This is a genomic window from Thauera sp. SDU_THAU2, from assembly GCF_038260575.1.
Lineage (GTDB): Bacteria > Pseudomonadota > Gammaproteobacteria > Burkholderiales > Rhodocyclaceae > Thauera.
In genome coordinates this window covers 3,599,122-3,616,150 of the sequence record NZ_JBBWUN010000003.1, presented here as the reverse complement: position 1 = coordinate 3,616,150, position 17,029 = coordinate 3,599,122, and the positions used below count along the sequence as shown (strand labels likewise).

15 protein-coding genes are annotated in these 17,029 nt (G+C 68.1%); 13 read left to right on the top strand and 2 right to left on the bottom strand.

What is annotated here, in order from left to right:
• Window positions 1–19: 19 nt before the first annotated feature.
• Both AAFL97_RS18650 and AAFL97_RS18645 read right to left on the bottom strand, forming a co-directional pair.
• Entirely contained in the window at window positions 20–1,525 is a 1,506-nt protein-coding gene (locus AAFL97_RS18650) for a class I adenylate-forming enzyme family protein (protein ID WP_341646184.1), read from the bottom strand.
• 7 nt (window positions 1,526–1,532) lie between these two features.
• Window positions 1,533–2,705, bottom strand: a complete 1,173-nt coding sequence (locus AAFL97_RS18645; protein WP_341646183.1) for a thiolase domain-containing protein — start codon at window positions 2,703–2,705, stop codon at window positions 1,533–1,535.
• Between the two features lie 109 nt (window positions 2,706–2,814).
• On the opposite strand from AAFL97_RS18645, the gene AAFL97_RS18640 reads away from it, so the two are divergent.
• The 13 genes from AAFL97_RS18640 to qhpG all read left to right on the top strand — a co-directional run bounded on the left by AAFL97_RS18640 (window position 2,815) and on the right by qhpG (window position 17,019).
• Window positions 2,815–3,381 carry a LuxR C-terminal-related transcriptional regulator gene (locus AAFL97_RS18640; protein WP_341646182.1) on the top strand — a complete coding sequence of 189 codons (567 nt, stop codon included), beginning with the start codon at window positions 2,815–2,817 and terminating at the stop codon, window positions 3,379–3,381.
• A gap of 266 nt (window positions 3,382–3,647) precedes the next feature.
• Window positions 3,648–5,255: a carboxyl transferase domain-containing protein gene (locus AAFL97_RS18635; protein WP_341646181.1), complete on the top strand. Its 1,608-nt coding sequence runs from the start codon at window positions 3,648–3,650 to the stop codon at window positions 5,253–5,255.
• Window positions 5,256–5,273: 18 nt separating this feature from the next.
• Window positions 5,274–6,071 (top strand): enoyl-CoA hydratase/isomerase family protein, encoded by a 798-nt coding sequence (locus AAFL97_RS18630; protein WP_341646180.1) that lies wholly within the window; start codon window positions 5,274–5,276, stop codon window positions 6,069–6,071.
• Between the two features lie 22 nt (window positions 6,072–6,093).
• Window positions 6,094–6,759, top strand: a complete 666-nt coding sequence (locus tag AAFL97_RS18625; RefSeq protein ID WP_341646179.1) for a DUF4126 domain-containing protein — start codon at window positions 6,094–6,096, stop codon at window positions 6,757–6,759.
• A 158-nt stretch (window positions 6,760–6,917) separates the two neighbouring features.
• Window positions 6,918–8,921 carry an acetyl/propionyl/methylcrotonyl-CoA carboxylase subunit alpha gene (locus AAFL97_RS18620; protein WP_341646178.1) on the top strand — a complete coding sequence of 668 codons (2,004 nt, stop codon included), beginning with the start codon at window positions 6,918–6,920 and terminating at the stop codon, window positions 8,919–8,921.
• An 84-nt stretch (window positions 8,922–9,005) separates the two neighbouring features.
• Window positions 9,006–10,700, top strand: coding sequence for an AMP-binding protein (locus AAFL97_RS18615; RefSeq protein WP_341646177.1), 1,695 nt, complete (start codon window positions 9,006–9,008; stop codon window positions 10,698–10,700).
• A 16-nt stretch (window positions 10,701–10,716) separates the two neighbouring features.
• Window positions 10,717–11,655, top strand: a complete 939-nt coding sequence (locus AAFL97_RS18610) for a hydroxymethylglutaryl-CoA lyase (protein WP_341646176.1) — start codon at window positions 10,717–10,719, stop codon at window positions 11,653–11,655.
• 239 nt (window positions 11,656–11,894) lie between these two features.
• A complete protein-coding gene (locus tag AAFL97_RS18605) occupies window positions 11,895–12,095 on the top strand; it encodes a DUF1289 domain-containing protein (RefSeq protein ID WP_341646175.1) in 201 nt (66 codons plus the stop codon).
• Window positions 12,092–12,289, top strand: coding sequence for a DUF1289 domain-containing protein (locus AAFL97_RS18600; RefSeq protein ID WP_341646174.1), 198 nt, complete (start codon window positions 12,092–12,094; stop codon window positions 12,287–12,289). Before AAFL97_RS18605 ends, AAFL97_RS18600 begins: the two co-directional genes overlap by 4 nt.
• Complete coding sequence (locus tag AAFL97_RS18595) at window positions 12,286–13,206, top strand: MBL fold metallo-hydrolase (protein WP_341646173.1); 921 nt, start codon at window positions 12,286–12,288, stop codon at window positions 13,204–13,206. Before AAFL97_RS18600 ends, AAFL97_RS18595 begins: the two co-directional genes overlap by 4 nt.
• 26 nt (window positions 13,207–13,232) lie before the next feature.
• On the top strand, window positions 13,233–14,981 hold the full coding sequence (locus AAFL97_RS18590) for an ABC transporter ATP-binding protein (RefSeq protein ID WP_341646172.1): 1,749 nt from the start codon (window positions 13,233–13,235) through the stop codon (window positions 14,979–14,981).
• Entirely contained in the window at window positions 14,982–15,689 is a 708-nt protein-coding gene (qhpE, locus tag AAFL97_RS18585) for a subtilisin-like serine protease QhpE (RefSeq protein WP_341646171.1), read from the top strand. It abuts the gene before it with no gap.
• A complete protein-coding gene (gene qhpG / locus AAFL97_RS18580) occupies window positions 15,679–17,019 on the top strand; it encodes a flavin-dependent monooxygenase QhpG (RefSeq protein ID WP_341646170.1) in 1,341 nt (446 codons plus the stop codon). Before qhpE ends, qhpG begins: the two co-directional genes overlap by 11 nt.
• Window positions 17,020–17,029 lie beyond the last annotated feature (10 nt).

Sequence of the window (17,029 nt, the reverse complement as noted above, 5' to 3'; positions counted from 1 at the left end):
GCTTTCCCGTCGGTCGTTTTCAACGTGTGGTGCGAAGGGTCGCGTGCCGCAGTTCGGTCTTCAGGATCTTGCCGTAGCTGTTCTTGGGCAGTTCCGTGGCGAAGACGTAGCGCTTCGGCCGCTTGAACGAAGCGATCTGCTGTCGGCACCAGCTATCCAGCTCCGCTTCGCTAACCTGCTTGTTCGGCTGCACTACGACGTAGGCGACCACCTGCTCTCCCCATTCCGGCTCCGGTTCGCCGATCACGGCGACTTCGAAGACCGCTGGATGGCGCAGGAGTGCTTCTTCCACTTCGCGCGGATAGATGTTGGTGCCGCCGGAGATGATCAGATCCTTGGAACGGTCGGTCAGGTACAGGAAGCCGTCTTCGTCGAAATGGCCGAGGTCGCCGGTGTGCAGCCAGCCGCCTTGCAGGGTTTCCGCGCTCGCTTCGGCGTTCTGCCAGTAGCCGAGCATTACCGTCGGTCCCTGCACGCAGATTTCGCCGGTATGGCCCGCAGGCAGTTCGGCGCCGTCCGGGCCGAGGATCGCGAGCCTCACGCAGCCTGCGGCATGGCCCACGGAGTTCCGGCGGGCGCGCCAGCGCGAATGGCTCTGATCCGCGACCAGCTTGCGCGGCAGGACCGAGATCGTCATCGGGCTTTCGCCCTGGCCGTAGATCTGCACGAAACGCGGCCCGAACAGCTCCAGCGCCTCGTCGATGTCATTGGCGTACATCGGGCCACCGCCGTAGGTGATCGTGCGGATGCCCGAGCCGTCGTAACCCGTCGCCCGGGCCGCGGCGATGAGGCGCTTGATCATGGTGGGCGCGGCGAAGAATACGAGATTGCCCTTGCTCTGGGCGAGCTGGATGATCTCGGCGCAATCGAAACCCCGCGATGTGGGCACCAGATGGGCGCCGGCCGCGCGGATCTGCGCGAACATGTAGAGCCCCGCGCCGTGCGACATCGGCGCGGCATAGAGCATGTGGTCGCCTGTGGCTGGCGTGTCGACGTCCATGCAATAACACAACGTCATGTTTCGCAGGTTCTCATGGCTGAGCATGACGCCCTTGGGCTTGCCCGTCGTGCCCGAGGTATAGAACAGCCAGGCGATGTCCCTGTCGTCGGCCGGGCGCGGCGCCGTCATCGGCGCGCCTTTGGCGACGGGGGCCGATAGCGCCTCCTCGACGAAACCGGACGGGCCGGAAAAGACATTGCCCTGGTCGGTGAGGACGAGACGTGCGCCCGAGTTGGAGATGATCCATTCCGCCTCGGCCGGGTGCAACTTGTAATTAACCGGCACGACGACCGCGCCGATCCACCAGCAGGCGTGCAGCACCTCGATGTATTCCGGAGTGTTCGGGCTGAAGAACGCGATCCTGTCCCCGGGGCCGATACTGTGCTGCTCGGCAAAATGGCGCGCGCGGTCGCACACCGCCTTGAGCAGCCCTGCATAGTTGTGAGTCAGGCGGGTGCCGTCGAAGATCGCGGGGTTGTTCGGCCAGGCAAGCGCTGCTTGATGAAGCCAGTTGGCGATGTTCATGTGTGCCTCAGGCGCGATCGGCATTCAACAGCGAGACGTAGTTCGCGACCGCCGTGCCGCCCATGTTGAAGGCCAGGCCCCATTGCGCGCCCTTGCGCTGCATGGCGCCGGCCTGCCCGGTGAGCTGGCGGAAGGCGAGGGCGTGCATCGACACCCCTGTGGCGCCTACCGGATGTCCCTTGGCCTTCAGCCCTCCCGACAGGTTCACCGGGGTCCGGCCGTCGGCGTACACCGTGCCCTCTTCGAGCGCCCGTGCGCCCTGTCCTTGCGGCGCGAGGCCCATGGCTTCGTACGTCAGCAGTTCGGCAGGGGTGAAGCAATCGTGCACTTCGGCGAAATCGAGATCGCTCACGCCGATGCCTGCTGCGGCGTAGGCTTGTGCGATCGCGCGCCGGGGACCTTCGAAGGCGACGAAGTCGCGCAGCGACATCGGCAGGAAGTCCGAGACGTGTTCGGCAGCTGCGATGCGCACACGGCGCTTCGTGCTCGCCGCCGCATCGGCGGAAGACAGTACGATCGCTGCCGCACCGTCCGAAATCAGCGAGCAGTCGGACATCCGCAAGGGTGGTGCGATGAGTGGGTTCTTGTCGCTCACTTCGCGGCAGAATTCGTAGGATACGGCCTTGCGCATCTGCGCAAGGGGATTGTTCAGTGCGTTGGCGTGATTCTTTACCGAGATGCGCGCCATGGCGTCGAGCGGGTTGCAGTAGCGCTCGGCGTAGGCTTTTGCGGCGATGGCGAAAACCTGCGGGAAGCTCAGGGCGGCTTCCACCGGGTCATTCTGGTAGCCGGCGCCAGCCAGTGCCGTGGTGACGTCGCCGGTCGAGCGGTGAGTCATCTTCTCGGCGCCGACGACGAGGACCTGCCGCGCCCGGCCGGAGCGGATCATGTTCAGGCCGGCATGGATTGCTGCCGAACCCGAGGCGCAGGCGTTTTCGCAGCGCATGGCAGGCGTGAAGCGCAGCGCCGGATCGGCCTGGTGAATCAGCGATGAGGCGAAGCCGTCGGGCACCAGCCCGGAATTGAAGTGGCCCAGGAAAACCGCGTCGATTTCCGATGCATCGATTGCGGCCTCCGAGATGGCCTCCCGTGCGGCCTCGACGATCAGTTCTTCAAGTGTCTGTTCCAGCCGGCCGAAACGGGTGTGGCCCGAGCCGGTGATATAGATATTCGATGTCATGTCTGCTCCTCCTGCCAAACAGTTTGGCTTTTGCGAGGGGCTGGCGCCTATGCGTCAAACTACGTAGATTTATACGTAGAAATTACTTAGATGCGCGGTGGAGCAGGGTATGAGCTACAACAATCTTCCGGACGAAGCCCTGAATCTGACCGGCTTCATGGATGCGCCGGTTGCAATCATGGTGACGTCCAACCGAACCATCCTGAAGGTGAACACCGAGATCGAACTGCTGTTCGGCTGGAACCGGGTGGATCTCGAAGGGCAATCGACCCGCCTGCTGTACCCTTCGCACATCGACTTCGAGAAGACCGGTTCACGCTGGAGCCGCTGGCTCCTTAACTGCCCGCGCTACGAAGACGAACGCTTCATGCAGCGCAAGAACGGCGAGATCATCTGGGTTCGCGCGCGCGGCCGCACGCTGGTGGCGGCAGAGCCGTTCCTGCTGATGGTGTGGACCTTTGAGCACCTGAAGGACCGGGCCCCGAGTTCTTCGGCCTTGACGCCGAAGGAACGCGAGGTCGCGCGCCATATCGTCAATGGCCATACGAGCAAGGAGATCGGACTGGCGATGGGGATATCTCCACGGACGGTCGAGGTGCACCGTGCGGCGATCATGCGCAAGCTGGGGGTTCATAATGCTGCTGAACTGGTGACGCGGATGATCATCGCCCGCTAGGCAGATCCGTGGCCGGATCGATTCCCCGCGCGGCTCGCCTGTCGGCGGTCGGATTCATGTGCGCAGGCGTGGCGTTGCAAAGGCCGCGAGCGGAGCGGGCGGCGCTGGTCGCCGGATTTCCGCAATGCATTGCTCCGCCCAGTGATGGCATGAATTGCGACCTTCTTGGCACTCGCGGCACAGCCTGCGGCGCTAGTCTTGCGCAGTGTGCTGGCTGCGGCGTCTGATAGATAAATAAGATAGACAAGACATGAGGACGAGGGGACATGAGTACGATCAAATCTGCCATCAACGTGCGCAGTGAAGAATTCCAGGCCAATGCGGCCAGTCTGCGCGGCCTGGTCGATGATCTGCACGCCAAGGCGGCGCAGGTCGGCCTGGGCGGCGGCGAGGCTGCGCGCGCCAAGCACACCGCGCGCGGCAAGCTGCTGCCGCGCGACCGCGTCGGCCACCTGCTCGATCCCGGCACGCCCTTCCTCGAAGTCGGCCAGATGGCGGCCTGGGGTATGTACGGCGACGAGGCGCCCAGCGCCGGCGTCATCACCGGCATCGGCCGCGTGCAGGGCGTCGAATGCATGATCGTGGCCAACGACGCCACCGTGAAGGGCGGCACCTACTACCCGATGACGGTCAAGAAGCACCTGCGCGCGCAGGAGATCGCCGAGCAGAACAACCTGCCGTGCATCTACCTGGTCGATTCGGGCGGCGCCTTCCTGCCGAAGCAGGACGAAGTCTTCCCCGACCGCGACCACTTCGGCCGCATCTTCTACAACCAGGCCAACATGTCGGCCAAGGGCATTCCGCAGATCGCGGTGGTGATGGGTTCGTGCACCGCCGGCGGCGCCTACGTGCCGGCGATGAGCGACGAGACCGTCATCGTCAAGAACCAGGGCACGATCTTCCTCGGCGGTCCGCCGCTGGTGAAGGCGGCCACCGGCGAAGTCGTCAGCGCCGAAGACCTCGGCGGCGGCGATGTGCACACCCGGCTGTCGGGCGTTGCCGACCATCTGGCCGAGAACGACGCCCATGCGCTCTACCTGGCGCGCCGCATCGTCTCCAACCTGAACCGGACCAAGCCGATGGGTGTGGCGCTGGGCCAGGGCGAAGAGCCCGCCTACGACCCGGAAGAGATCTACGGCATCATCCCCACCGACACGCGCAAGCCCTTCGACGTGCGCGAGATCATCGCCCGCGTGGTCGATGGGTCGCGCTTCGACGAATTCAAGGCTCGCTACGGCAGCACGCTGGTGTGCGGCTTCGCCCAGCTCTACGGCTATCCGGTCGGCATCGTCGCCAACAACGGCATCCTGTTCGGCGAGTCGGCGCAGAAGGGCGCCCACTTCATCGAGCTGTGCGGCCAGCGCGGCATTCCGCTGCTGTTCCTGCAGAACATCACCGGCTTCATGGTCGGCCGCAAGTACGAGAACGGCGGCATCGCCAAGGACGGCGCCAAGATGGTCACCGCGGTGGCCACCGTGCAGGTGCCCAAGATCACCGCGCTGATCGGCGGCAGCTTCGGCGCCGGCAACTACGGCATGTGCGGCCGCGCCTACAGCCCCCGCTTCCTGTGGATGTGGCCCAATGCGCGGATCAGCGTGATGGGCGGCGAGCAGGCCGCGAGCGTGCTGTCCACCGTGCGCCGCGACGGCATCGAGGCCAAGGGCGGCAACTGGAGCGCCGAGGAAGAGGAGGCCTTCAAGGCGCCGATCCGCGAGCAGTACGAGTTCCAGGGCCACCCCTACTACGCCACCGCGCGCATGTGGGACGATGGCGTGGTCGATCCGGCCCAGACCCGCCGCGTGCTCGGCCTGTCGTTGTCGGCGGCGCTCAATGCACCGATCCAGCAGACGCGCTTCGGCGTGTTCCGCATGTAAGCAACGGGGGCCAGAAAGATGGACTACGAAACCCTGGAGATCCAGCGCGACGGCGGCGTGGCGACGATCTGGATGAACCGCCCGGACGTGCATAACGCCTTCAACGCCCGATTGATCGCCGATCTCACCGCGGCCTGCCAGGTGCTGGACGCCGACGAGGCGGTGCGCGTGGTGGTGCTGGCCGGACGCGGCAAGAGCTTTTCCGCCGGTGCCGACCTGAACTGGATGAAGGCCGCCGGCGAGGCGAGCGAAGCGGACAACTTCGCCGACGCGATGAAGCTGGCCGGCATGCTGCGCACGCTGGCCGGCATGGCCAAGCCGACCATCGCCCGCGTGCATGGCGCGGCGCTGGGCGGCGGCATGGGGCTGGCGAGCGCCTGCGACATCTGCATCGCCGGCGACAAGGCGGTGTTCGCCACCTCCGAAGTCCGCTTCGGCATCATCCCGTCGGCGATCAGCCCTTACGTGATCCGCGCCATCGGCGAGCGCCAGGCCTATCGCTACTTCCAGACCGCCGAGCGCATCGATGCCCGGCGCGCGGCCGAGTTGGGGCTGGCGCACGAGGCGGTGGCGACCGACGAACTGGATGCGAAAGTGCAGGCCATCGTTACCGCGCTGCTGCAGGGCGGACCGAAATCGCAGGCCGCGGGCAAGGATCCGATCCGCGCGGTGGCGAACAAGCCGGTGGATGATGCGGTGGTGCAGGATACCGCACGCCGCATCGCCGGCCTGCGCGCCACGCCGGAAGCGCGCGAAGGCCTGGACGCCTTCCTGTCCAAGCGGCCGGCGGCCTGGGTGCCGCCAGCGCAGGACTGAATCGCGCCTGAGGGCGATGAACATGGATACCCTGGCCGAATGGTTCGCCGGGCTGGGCAGCCTGACGCCGCTGCTGGACTGGAGCGGGCTGCCGCTGGACCTCGCCTCGCTGGCGGTGCTGGCGGCCGGTGTGGGCTGGGCGAGCGGTCTGCGGCTCTATGCGCTGGTGTTCGTGCTGGGCGCGCTGGGCCGCTGGGGCGGCGTGCATCTGCCGGGCGGGCTGGAAGTGCTGACCAATCCCTGGGTGCTCGGCCTGTCCGGACTGATGCTGTTCACCGAGTTCTTCGCCGACAAGTTGCCCTGGCTCGATTCGCTGTGGGATTCGCTGCACACCTTCATCCGCATTCCGGCCGGCGCGGCGCTGGCCGCCGGCGTGATGGGCGACCAGGGTGCGGGGCTGCAGCTTGCCGGTGCCTTGCTGGGCGGTTCGCTGGCGGCCAGCACCCATTTCGCCAAGGCGGGTGCGCGGGCGGCGCTCAACACTTCGCCGGAGCCGGTGAGCAACCTGCTGGCGTCCTTCGGCGAGGACGGGATTTTCATCGGCGGCCTGTGGCTGATGTTCAACCATCCGCTGTGGTTCGCCTTCGGCCTGGTGGTGTTCGTGCTGTGCGCCATCGTGCTCATCGTGCTGCTGTGGCGCTTCCTCAAACGCATTTTCCGGCCGCGTCCGCGACCGACCGCAGTGTGACCGAACGCGACAAGATTGACCCAAACCTGGGGGAGACAAGATGTTCGACAAGATTCTGATCGCAAATAGAGGTGACCAGCCGCGTAGCGGCGCAGCGACGAAGTCAAATCGCTTTGCATGCGTAGCATGCTTGGGCGATTTCACCGCGGAGAGCACCCATGTTTGACAAGATACTTATCGCCAACCGCGGTGAAATCGCCTGCCGGGTGATCAAGACCGCCCGCCGCATGGGCATCAAGACCGTCGCGGTCTATTCCGAGGCCGATGCCAATGCCCGCCATGTGCGCCTGGCCGACGAGGCGGTGCTGATCGGTCCGGCGGCAGTGCGCGAGAGTTATCTCGTGATCGACCGCATCATCGCCGCAGCCAAGCAGACCGGCGCCCAGGCGATCCATCCGGGCTACGGCTTCCTGTCCGAGAACGAGGATTTCTGTGAGGCCTGCGAGCGCGAAGGCATCGTCTTCATCGGCCCGCCGGTGTCGGCGATCCGCGCGATGGGCTCCAAGTCCGAAGCCAAGAAGCTGATGGAAGCGGCCGGCGTGCCGCTGACGCCCGGCTACCACGGCGACGACCAGACCCCCGAGCTGCTGCACCGGCAGGCCGAAGCCATCGGCTACCCGGTGCTGATCAAGGCGGCGGCCGGCGGCGGCGGCAAGGGCATGCGCCTGGTCGAGAAGTCGGAAGATTTCCTCGACCTGCTGGCGTCCTGCAAGCGCGAGGCGATTTCCAGCTTCGGCGACGACCACGTGCTGGTGGAGAAATACATCACCAGGCCGCGCCACATCGAGATCCAGGTGTTCGGCGACACCCACGGCAACGTGGTCTATCTGTTCGAGCGCGACTGCTCGGTGCAGCGCCGCCACCAGAAGGTGCTGGAAGAAGCGCCGGCGCCCGGCATGACGCCCGAGCGCCGCGCGGCGATGGGCAAGGCGGCGGTCGATGCGGCCAAGGCGGTGGGCTACGTCGGCGCCGGCACGGTGGAGTTCATCGCCAACCAGGACGGCTCCTTCTACTTCATGGAGATGAACACCCGCCTGCAGGTCGAGCATCCGGTCACCGAGATGATCACCGGGCTGGACCTGGTCGAATGGCAGTTGCGCGTCGCCTCCGGCGAGCCGCTGCCGCTGGCCCAGGAGCAGCTGCAGATCCGCGGCCATGCGCTGGAAGCGCGCATCTACGCCGAAGATCCGGCCAAGGGCTTCCTGCCTTCCACCGGCAGGCTGGTGCACCTGGCGCCGCCGGCCGAGGGCCTGCACGTGCGCGTCGATACCGGCGTCGAGGAGGGCGACGAGATCAGCCCGCACTACGACCCGATGATCGCCAAGCTGATCGTCTGGGACATCAACCGCGACCGCGCGCTGGCCCGCCTGCTGCAGGCGCTGGCCGACTACCGCGTGGTGGGTGTGGCCAACAACATCGAGTTCCTGTCGCGGCTGGCGGCCTGCCCGGCGTTTGCCGGTGCCGACCTCGACACCGGGCTGATCGAGCGCGAAAAGGACTACCTGTTCCCCGACGACGTCAAGCTGCCTGACGAAGTGCTGCAGATCGCCGCGCTGGCCGAACTGCTGCGCGAGGCGGCGCTGGCCGACAAGCGTGCGCAGCGCAGCGCCGACGCGCATTCGCCCTGGCATGCGCGCGACGGCTGGCGCATGAACGCCACCGCGCGCCGCACATTGCTGTTCCGCCACGGCGAGACCGACCATGCAGTCGAGGTCGCTTACCTGCCGGGCGCCTGGCGGCTCACCGTCGAAGGCCGCAGCGTCGAGGCGCGTGGCGAACTGAATCCGCGCGGGCTGCTGCGCGTCGAACTGGACGGCACCCGCATGGATGCCACCGTGATCGCCGCCGCCGGCCGCCGCCACGTCTTTGCCCGCGGCCGCGCCTGGCAACTCGCCGCGATCGATCCGCTGCATCACAGTGGCGAAGGCGGCGGTGCCGAAGGCGGGCTGCTGGCGCCGATGCCGGGCAAGGTCATCGCGCTGGTCGCGAGCGAAGGGGCGAAAGTGGAGAAGGGCACGCCGCTGCTGATTCTGGAGGCGATGAAGATGGAGCACACCATCACCGCGCCTGCGGCCGGCACCGTCAAGGCCTTCCGCTTCGCGGTCGGCGATCAGGTGGGCGATGGCGCCGAGCTGGTCGACTTCGAGGCCGCGGCAGCCTGAGATTCTGAAACCAGGGGAGTATCGAGCGCTGCCAGCCGGCCGTCCAAGAGCCGGCTCAGCCGCGAGGATGCAAAGGAGACGAAGATGTCGAGCAATATCCCGAGTTACGTGCACGGTTCGACCGGCAAGGAACTGATCGGCCTGCCGATCGGCCGCTATTTCGATGAAGCCTGCGCCCGCCACGCCGAGCGCGAGGCGCTGGTGGTGCGCCACCAGAACGTACGCCTCACCTACGCGCAGCTGCGCGGCCGCGTCGATGCGCTGGCCTGCAGCCTGAGGCGGCTCGGCCTCGCGCCGGGCGAGCGCATCGGCATCTGGTCGCAGAACAACGTGGAATGGGCGCTGACCCAGTTCGCCACCGCCAAGGCCGGCCTGACGCTGGTCAACATCAACCCTGCCTACCGCCGCTCCGAACTGGAGTACGCGCTGAACAAGGTCGGCTGCCGCGCGCTGATCCTGGCGCCGGCGTTCAAGACCAGCAACTACCTGGAGATGATCACCGACCTCGCGCCCGAATTGGGCCACTGCGAGCCGGGCCTGCTGCGCAGCCATCGTCTTTCGTCGCTGGAGATGGTGATCCGCATGGGCGGCGACAAGTCTGCCGGCATGATCAACTTCGACGATCTGCTGACGCAGCCGACCAAGGAGGAACTGGGCGAGCTGGAACTGCTGGGCGAGCGGCTGCAGTTCGACGATCCGATCAACATCCAGTTCACCTCGGGCACCACCGGCCGTCCCAAGGGTGCGACGCTGTCGCACCACAACATCCTCAACAACGGCTTCTTCATCGGCGAGACGATCAGGCTCGTGCCCGGTGACCGTATCTGCATTCCGGTGCCGCTGTACCACTGCTTCGGCATGGTGATCGGCAATCTCGCCTGCCTGACGCACGGCGCCACGATGGTATATCCGGCCGAGGCCTTCGAGCCGCTGGCGGTGCTGGAAACGGTCGCCGAAGAGAAATGCACCGCCCTTTACGGCGTGCCGACGATGTTCATCGCCGAACTCGACCATCCGCGCTTCGCCGAATTCGACCTCTCCAGCCTGCGCACCGGCATCATGGCCGGCAGCCCCTGCCCGATCGAGGTCATGAAGCGGGTGATCGACAGAATGAACATGGGCGAGGTGACGATCGCCTACGGCATGACCGAGACCTCGCCGGTGAGCTTCCAGAGCGGCCCCGACGACCCGATCGACCGCCGCGTGTCCACCGTCGGCCGCATCATGCCGCACCTGGAAGTGAAGATCGTCGATACCGAAGGCCGTATCGTGCCGCGCGGCACGCGGGGCGAGCTATGCACCCGCGGCTACTCGGTGATGCTCGGCTACTGGGACGACGAGACCAAGACCCGCGAGGCGATCGACGCCGCCGGCTGGATGCACACCGGCGACCTGGCGGTGATCGACGACGAGGGTTTCTGCAACATCGTCGGCCGCATCAAGGACCTGGTGATCCGCGGCGGCGAGAACATCTACCCGCGCGAGATCGAAGAGTTCCTCTACTCCCATCCGAAGATCCTCGACGTCCAGGTGGTTGGCGTGCCCGACAAGAAATACGGCGAGGAACTGTGCGCCTGGATCATCCTGCGCGAGGAAGGCTCGATCACCGAGGACGACGTGCGTGCCTTCTGCCAGGGCCAGATCGCGCACTACAAGATCCCGCGCTACATCCAGTTCGTCGACAGTTTCCCGATGACGGTGACGGGCAAGATCCAGAAATTCCTGATCCGCCAGAAGGTGACCGAAGCGCTCGGACTCGAGGAAGCGAAAACCGCCTGAACGGACGGAGTGATCCATGACGACCAGCAAGACCCTGCCTGCCGCCGTCCGCATCGTCGAGATGGGGCCGCGCGACGGGCTGCAGAACGAAAAGCGGCTGGTGTCCACCGACACCAAGGTCGAACTCGTCCGCCGCCTGGAGGCGGCCGGACTGAAGGCGATCGAGACGACCTCCTTCGTATCGCCCAAGTGGGTGCCGCAGATGGGCGACAACACCGAGGTGCTGGGCCGCGTGCTGGCTGCCGCCGCGCCGGGCGTCGCCTATCCGGTGCTGACGCCCAACCTGAAGGGCTTCGAGGCCGCGCTGGCCGCCGGCGCGACCGAAGTCGCGGTGTTCGGCGCGGCCTCCGAATCCTTCAGCCGCAAGAACATCAACTGCTCGATCGCCGAGTCGCTCGAGCGCTTCCGCCCCGTTACCGAGGCGGCGCGGGCGGCGGGTGTCAGGGTGCGCGGCTACGTCTCCTGCGTGGCCGGCTGCCCCTATGAAGGCGAGGTGGCGCCGCAGGCGGTGGCCGAGGTGGCGGCGACGCTGATCGAGATGGGCTGCTACGAGATCTCGCTGGGCGACACCATCGGCACCGGCAACCCGGCCAGCATCTCGCGCATGCTCGAAGCGGTGATGCGGCGGGTGCCGGCCGAGCGCCTGGCGGGCCACTACCACGACACCTACGGCATGGCGATCGCCAACATCCACGCCTCGCTGCAGATGGGCGTGGCGGTGTTCGATGCCTCGGTCGGCGGCCTGGGCGGCTGCCCGTATGCGGCGGGCGCGTCGGGGAACGTCGCCACCGAGGACGTGGTCTGGCTGTTGAACGGGCTGGGCGTCGCGACCGGCATCGACCTCGATGCGCTGGTGGATGTGGCGGCCTGGATCAGCGCGCAACTGGAGCGCGAGCCGGCCTCGCGGGTGGCGCGTGCGGTGCTGGCCAAGCGGGCGAAGGCCGGCTGCATGTAGCACGTGGCAGCACGCCCCCGCCCCCTGTGGGAGAGGGCGTCCGGTGAGGGGCGGCGGCTCAGGGATGCCCGGTCAGGAGCGCCCGGGATACCCGATGCAGAGGCATCCGTTCAGCGCCGGGGGAAGGGGGCCGCGACGGCGTTTCGGCCCGGCCTGCGCCGACTCGGTCATAATCCGGCCTGCCACCAACGAGACGGTGCACACGCATGCGCCGTCCGCGCCCCACCGAGAGAGCCGCCATGAATCCTGCTTCGCCCTGTATCAACGTCTGCCGCATGAGTCCGGAAACGGGCTGGTGCGAAGGCTGCCAGCGCACGATCGAGGAGATCGCGCGCTGGGGCAGTACGACGGATGAGGACCGCCGGTCCATTCTCGCCGCCGTGGCCGAGCGCCGCGTCTGGCTGGAGGAGGCCGGCCAGCCGGTGGAGGTGCGCGAATGAGTGGCGATGCACTGTGTGTCGGCGTCTGCATGATCGACTGGGAGTCGGGCGTCTGCCTGGGCTGCGGCCGCACGGCCGACGAGATCTACGGTACGACGGATGCGCCTGAAGTTGCGCCGGACGCTGAGGTGCCGGCAAGCGGAGAAGCCGCTGCGTCCGATGATGGCGCGAAAGAAGGGAAGGACGAGGCTTGAGCACACCGCCGCGCCTGCCCGACACGCTGCGTGTGCTCGAACGCGGCTGGCTGTCGGCCAACAACGTGCTGCTGTTCGACGGCGGCGAAGCCACGCTGGTCGATAGCGGCTACGTCACGCACGCGGAACAGACCGTGGCGCTGCTGCATGCCGCGCTCGAAGGGCGCCATCTCGGCAGCCTGATCAACACCCATTCGCACTCCGACCACATCGGCGGCAATGCCGCCGTGCAGCGCGCTTTCGGCTGCAGCATCACGGTGCCGAAGGGCATGGCGCAGGCGGTGGCGGACTGGGACGAGACCGCGCTGCTGCTCAGCGTCATCGACCAGGCCGGCGAGCCTTTCCGGGCCGATGCCACGCTCGATGCCGGCGACCGCTTCGTCGCCGGCGAGCTGGAATGGCAGGCCATCGCCACGCCCGGCCACGACATGGACGCGCTGGCCTACTACAACGCCGAGCGCCGCATCCTGATGTCGGGCGATGCGCTGTGGCGCGACGGCTTCGGCATCCTGTTCGGCGACGTGCTCGGCACCGGCGATGCGCTCGGCGAGGCCCGCCGCACGCTCGAAACCATCGGCCGCCTGGCGGTGGACGTGGTCCTTCCCGGCCACGGCGCGCCCTTTGCCGAATTCGACGATGCGCTCGAACGCGCTTTTGCCCGCCTGCGTGCCTTCGAGGCCGACGGCGCGCGCATGGCGCGCAACGCGATCCGCGCCTGCATCACCTTCAGGCTGCTCGACGTGCGCAGCATGGCGCTCGACGAGCTGCCGCGCCACCTCGACGAAACGCCGCTGTACCGCGCGGCCAACCAGCGCTTCCTCGGCCTCGATCCCGATGCGCTGGCCGCCTGGCTGGTCAAGGAGCTGGAGCGGGCCGGCGTGGCGCGGCGGGAGCACGGCGCGCTGGTCGCAAGCTGAATCATGCGGCGGCTTGAGGGCGTTCCGTGCTGAGCCGCCTGGTCCATAGCGAGCGGCCGGACGAACTGCGCCGCGGTCTGCGCTGGCTGTACGGCTTCGTGCGGCCGCAGCGGCGTGCGATCGCCGGGCTGCTGTCCCTTTCGCTGTGTGCCACCCTGCTGGTGCTGCTGCAGCCGTGGCTGACCAAGATGCTGATCGACGACGGCCTGATCGCGCGCGATTACCCGACCCTGGTGGCGGTCGCCTGCGGCATGATCCTGGCCGGCATCACCGGCACCGTGCTGGCGGGCGTCAACCGGCAGCTGCACACGCGCCTGTCCGGCCGCATCCTGTTCGCGCTGCGCAGCGATCTCTACCGCCACCTGCAGACCCTGTCGCCGGCTTTCTACGGCCGCCAGCGCATGGGCGACCTGATGTCGCGGCTCGACGGCGACGTGGCGGAGATCCAGCGCTTCGCCGTCGATAGCCTGTTCGCCGCGGTCAGCAGCGTCATCGGCCTGGTCGGCGCGCTGGTGCTGATGCTGAGCCTGTCCTGGCAGTTGTCGCTGCTGGTGCTGGTATTGGTGCCGCTCGAGGCGGCCTGGCTGCGCTGGATGCGGCGCAAGGTGGAAGCGCGCACGCGCACGGTGCGCGAGCGCGCGGCGGACGTGTCGAGCTTCCTGGTCGAGACGCTGCCGGCGATGAAGTTCATCCAGGCCTCGCGGCGCGAAGCCGACGAGCGCGCGCGCCTCGACCGCCTGGGCGAGCGCTACCTCGGCGACCTGCTGCGGCTGCAGCGCACCGAGTTCTTCACCCAGGCCGTGCCATCGACGCTGACCTCGCTGACGCGTGCCGCGGCTTTCCTGATCGGCGGCTGGTGGGTGATCGAAGGCAGCTGGCAGCTCGGCGCGCTGATCGCGTTCTCCACTTACCTGGGCATGGCGACCGGCCCGGTCAACAGCCTGCTCGGGCTGTACGTCGCCATCCAGCGCATGAGCGTGAGCCTGATGCGGGTCAGCGAGCTGCGCGAGGCCTTGGCCGAGGTTGTGGACGAGGGCGATGAAGGCGCCGCCGAGCCGCGGCCCGCCGTGCAGCCGGCACCGCGCTCATGGCGCGGCGCGATCGAATTCGACGAGGTGGTGTTCCGCCATGCGGAGCGGGCCGACGCGGTGCTCGACGGCGCCAGCCTGTTGATCCCGGCCGGCGCGAAAGTGGCGCTGACCGGCGCCTCGGGCGCCGGCAAATCGACGCTGATCGACCTGCTGCACCGGCACTACGATCCGGGCGCAGGCGCGATCCGGCTCGACGGCACCGATCTGCGCCGGATCGGGCTCGGTGAATTGCGGCGCGAGGTGGCGGTGGTCAGCCAGGACATCGTGCTGTTCCGCGGCACCCTCGCCGACAACATCCGCTACGCCGCGCCGCAGGCCGACGATGCGGCGGTGCGCGAGGCCGCGCAGCGGGCGCGGCTGGACGAACTCGTCGAACGCCTGCCGCAGGGGCTCGACACGCCGCTGGGCGAGCGCGGCCAGCAGCTTTCCGGCGGCCAGCGCCAGCGCATCGCGATCGCCCGCGCGCTGCTGCAGCAGCCCTGTGTGCTGGTGCTCGACGAAGCCACGTCGGCCGTCGATGAGGCGACCGAGGCCGGCATCATCGCCGAGGTGGATGCGCTGTTCGCCGGCCGTACCCGCATCCTCATCAGTCATCGCCCGGCGACACTGGCCGGCTGTGATCTGCGAGTGTGCTTGCAGGCAGGGCGATTGAGCGTGCTGCCGGACAGTGGAGAGGCCGTCTAGATGAGCGCGCGGATACGCATCGGGGTGGTCGATAGCGGACATGCGGCCGCGCAGGCGCCGCATGTGGCATCGTCCGCTGCCTTCGTCCTCGACGATGGCGAGCTGCGCTGCGTGCCTGCCGAAGCCGACCGCCTCGGGCACGGCAGCCGCGTCGCCGAAGCCCTGCTGCATTGCCTGCCGCAGGCCGAGCTACTGGTCGCCCAGGTGTTCCGCGACCGCCCGGCGACGTCTGCCGCGCAGGTGGCGGCAGCGATCGACTGGCTGGTGGACGAGGATGCGCGGCTGATCAACCTGAGCCTGGGCCTGCGCGAGCCGCGCCCGGTGCTGGCGGCCGCCTGTGCGCGTGCGCTGGCGGCGGGCGTGGTGCTGTGCGCGTCGGCGCCGGCGCGTGGCCAGCCGGTCTATCCTTCCGGTTTTCCCGGCGTGCTGCGGGTGACGGGCGATGCGCGCTGTGCCGCAGCCGGCGAGATCGCCGCGCTCGGCGCCGCGCATGCCGATTACGGCGCCTACGTGCGGCCGCTGGACGGCAGCCTGGACGGTGCGGGGGCCAGCATGGCCTGTGCCTGGCTCAGCGGCATGGCCGCAAGCCATCTGGCGGCCGGCGGCAGCGCGGCCTCGCTGCCCGGCTGGCTGGCGGCGCAGGCGCGCCATCACGGCGTGGAAGACCTGGAGAGCCTGAAACGGGAGAAGCTGAGGCATGGCCGCTGACGGAATCGTCGTGATCGGTGCCGGGCCGGCGGCCGCGGCGGCGGCAATCGGGCTGGCACGCATGGGCGAGCCGGTCACGCTGGTGGGCGAGCCGCGCCGTTTCGCTGCGGTGGAAGGTGTGTCGGCGCGTGTGCTCGGAGCCTTGCACGGGCTGGGGCTGGAGCAGGCCATGGGCGCGTTCGCGCCGCCGTCGCCGCGCCGCGTGCGCTGGAACGGCATGCCGTCCGAGGCCAATCGGGAGAGCCTCGTCGACCGCCAGCTTTTCGACCGCGGCGTGCTGGACGACCTCGAGCGCCTGGGCGTGAAGGTGGTGCGCGGCCACGTCGCCGAAGTCGCTTCCGCGCCGGGCTGCCACGAGATCCGGGTCGAGACGCCAGGCGGCATGCAGACCTTGGCGGCGGATTTCATCGTCGAGGCCCGCGGCCGCGCGGCGCCGGGCGGTGGACTGCCGCGCGTGCGCGGCGCCGAAACGGTGTCGCTGCTGCAGTACTGGCAGGGGCCGTCCGGCAGCGCGCACTCGGCGGTGCAGAGCTGTGAGGACGGCTGGGCGTGGATGGCGGCGCTGGCCGATGGCCGGCGCTACCTGCAACTGACGCTGGACGTGCGCAGTGCCGCGCTGCCGCCGAAGAAGGCGCTGGCCGGCTATTGCACTGCGCGTTTGCGCGACATCGATGCTGCCCTTCCCTTTCTGCGTGGCGCCGAGCCGGTCGGCGAGCCCCATGCGCGCACCAGTACGCCGGTGCTCAACGAAGTGCTGGCCGGCGACGACTGGATTCGTGTCGGCGATGCGGCGATGGCCGTCGACCCCCTGTCGGGCAACGGCATCTTCCAGGCCTTGTCGTCGGCGCTGCAGGCGCCGGCGGTGGTGGCGACGCTGCGCCACGACCCTGCGCGCGCGGCCCTGGCGCGCCGCTTCCACCAGCAGCGCATCGAGCACCTGTTCTACCGTTTCGCCCGTATTGGGCGTGATTTTTATGCCCAGGAAACAGCGTGGGCGGACCGGCCGTTCTGGCAGCTGCGCCGCGGCTGGCCGGATGCCGAACCCCTGCATCGCAGCGTGATACCGGCCGAGGTCACGGTGGCGCGGCGTCCGGTACTGCATCGTGACCGGATCGTGGAGGCCGATGTGGTGCTGACGCCGGATCAGCCGCAGGGTATCTGGCACCTCGACGGCGTGCCGCTGGCGTCTGCCTTGCTGGCCGTGCGTGCCGCGCTTCCGGGCCAGCCGGTGCGCGAGGCGCTGGCAGCGGCATTGAATTTACCGATAGAGCGTGCTGCTGGGCTCATCGAATGGATGCATCGGCAGGGCTGGATTGCCGATTTGGGATGACGCTGTGCAC

Bases quoted from the DNA above. Each gene is read 5' to 3' on its own strand.
- AAFL97_RS18650 (WP_341646184.1), bottom strand. From the start codon at position 1,525: ATGAACATCGCCAACTGGCTTCATCAAGCAGCGCTTGCCTGGCCGAAC.
- AAFL97_RS18645 (WP_341646183.1), bottom strand. From the start codon at position 2,705: ATGACATCGAATATCTATATCACCGGCTCGGGCCACACCCGTTTCGGC.
- AAFL97_RS18640 (WP_341646182.1), top strand. From the start codon at position 2,815: ATGAGCTACAACAATCTTCCGGACGAAGCCCTGAATCTGACCGGCTTC.
- AAFL97_RS18635 (WP_341646181.1), top strand. From the start codon at position 3,648: ATGAGTACGATCAAATCTGCCATCAACGTGCGCAGTGAAGAATTCCAG.
- AAFL97_RS18630 (WP_341646180.1), top strand. From the start codon at position 5,274: ATGGACTACGAAACCCTGGAGATCCAGCGCGACGGCGGCGTGGCGACG.
- AAFL97_RS18625 (WP_341646179.1), top strand. From the start codon at position 6,094: ATGGATACCCTGGCCGAATGGTTCGCCGGGCTGGGCAGCCTGACGCCG.
- AAFL97_RS18620 (WP_341646178.1), top strand. From the start codon at position 6,918: ATGTTTGACAAGATACTTATCGCCAACCGCGGTGAAATCGCCTGCCGG.
- AAFL97_RS18615 (WP_341646177.1), top strand. From the start codon at position 9,006: ATGTCGAGCAATATCCCGAGTTACGTGCACGGTTCGACCGGCAAGGAA.
- AAFL97_RS18610 (WP_341646176.1), top strand. From the start codon at position 10,717: ATGACGACCAGCAAGACCCTGCCTGCCGCCGTCCGCATCGTCGAGATG.
- AAFL97_RS18605 (WP_341646175.1), top strand. From the start codon at position 11,895: ATGAATCCTGCTTCGCCCTGTATCAACGTCTGCCGCATGAGTCCGGAA.
- AAFL97_RS18600 (WP_341646174.1), top strand. From the start codon at position 12,092: ATGAGTGGCGATGCACTGTGTGTCGGCGTCTGCATGATCGACTGGGAG.
- qhpE (WP_341646171.1), top strand. From the start codon at position 14,982: ATGAGCGCGCGGATACGCATCGGGGTGGTCGATAGCGGACATGCGGCC.
- qhpG (WP_341646170.1), top strand. From the start codon at position 15,679: ATGGCCGCTGACGGAATCGTCGTGATCGGTGCCGGGCCGGCGGCCGCG.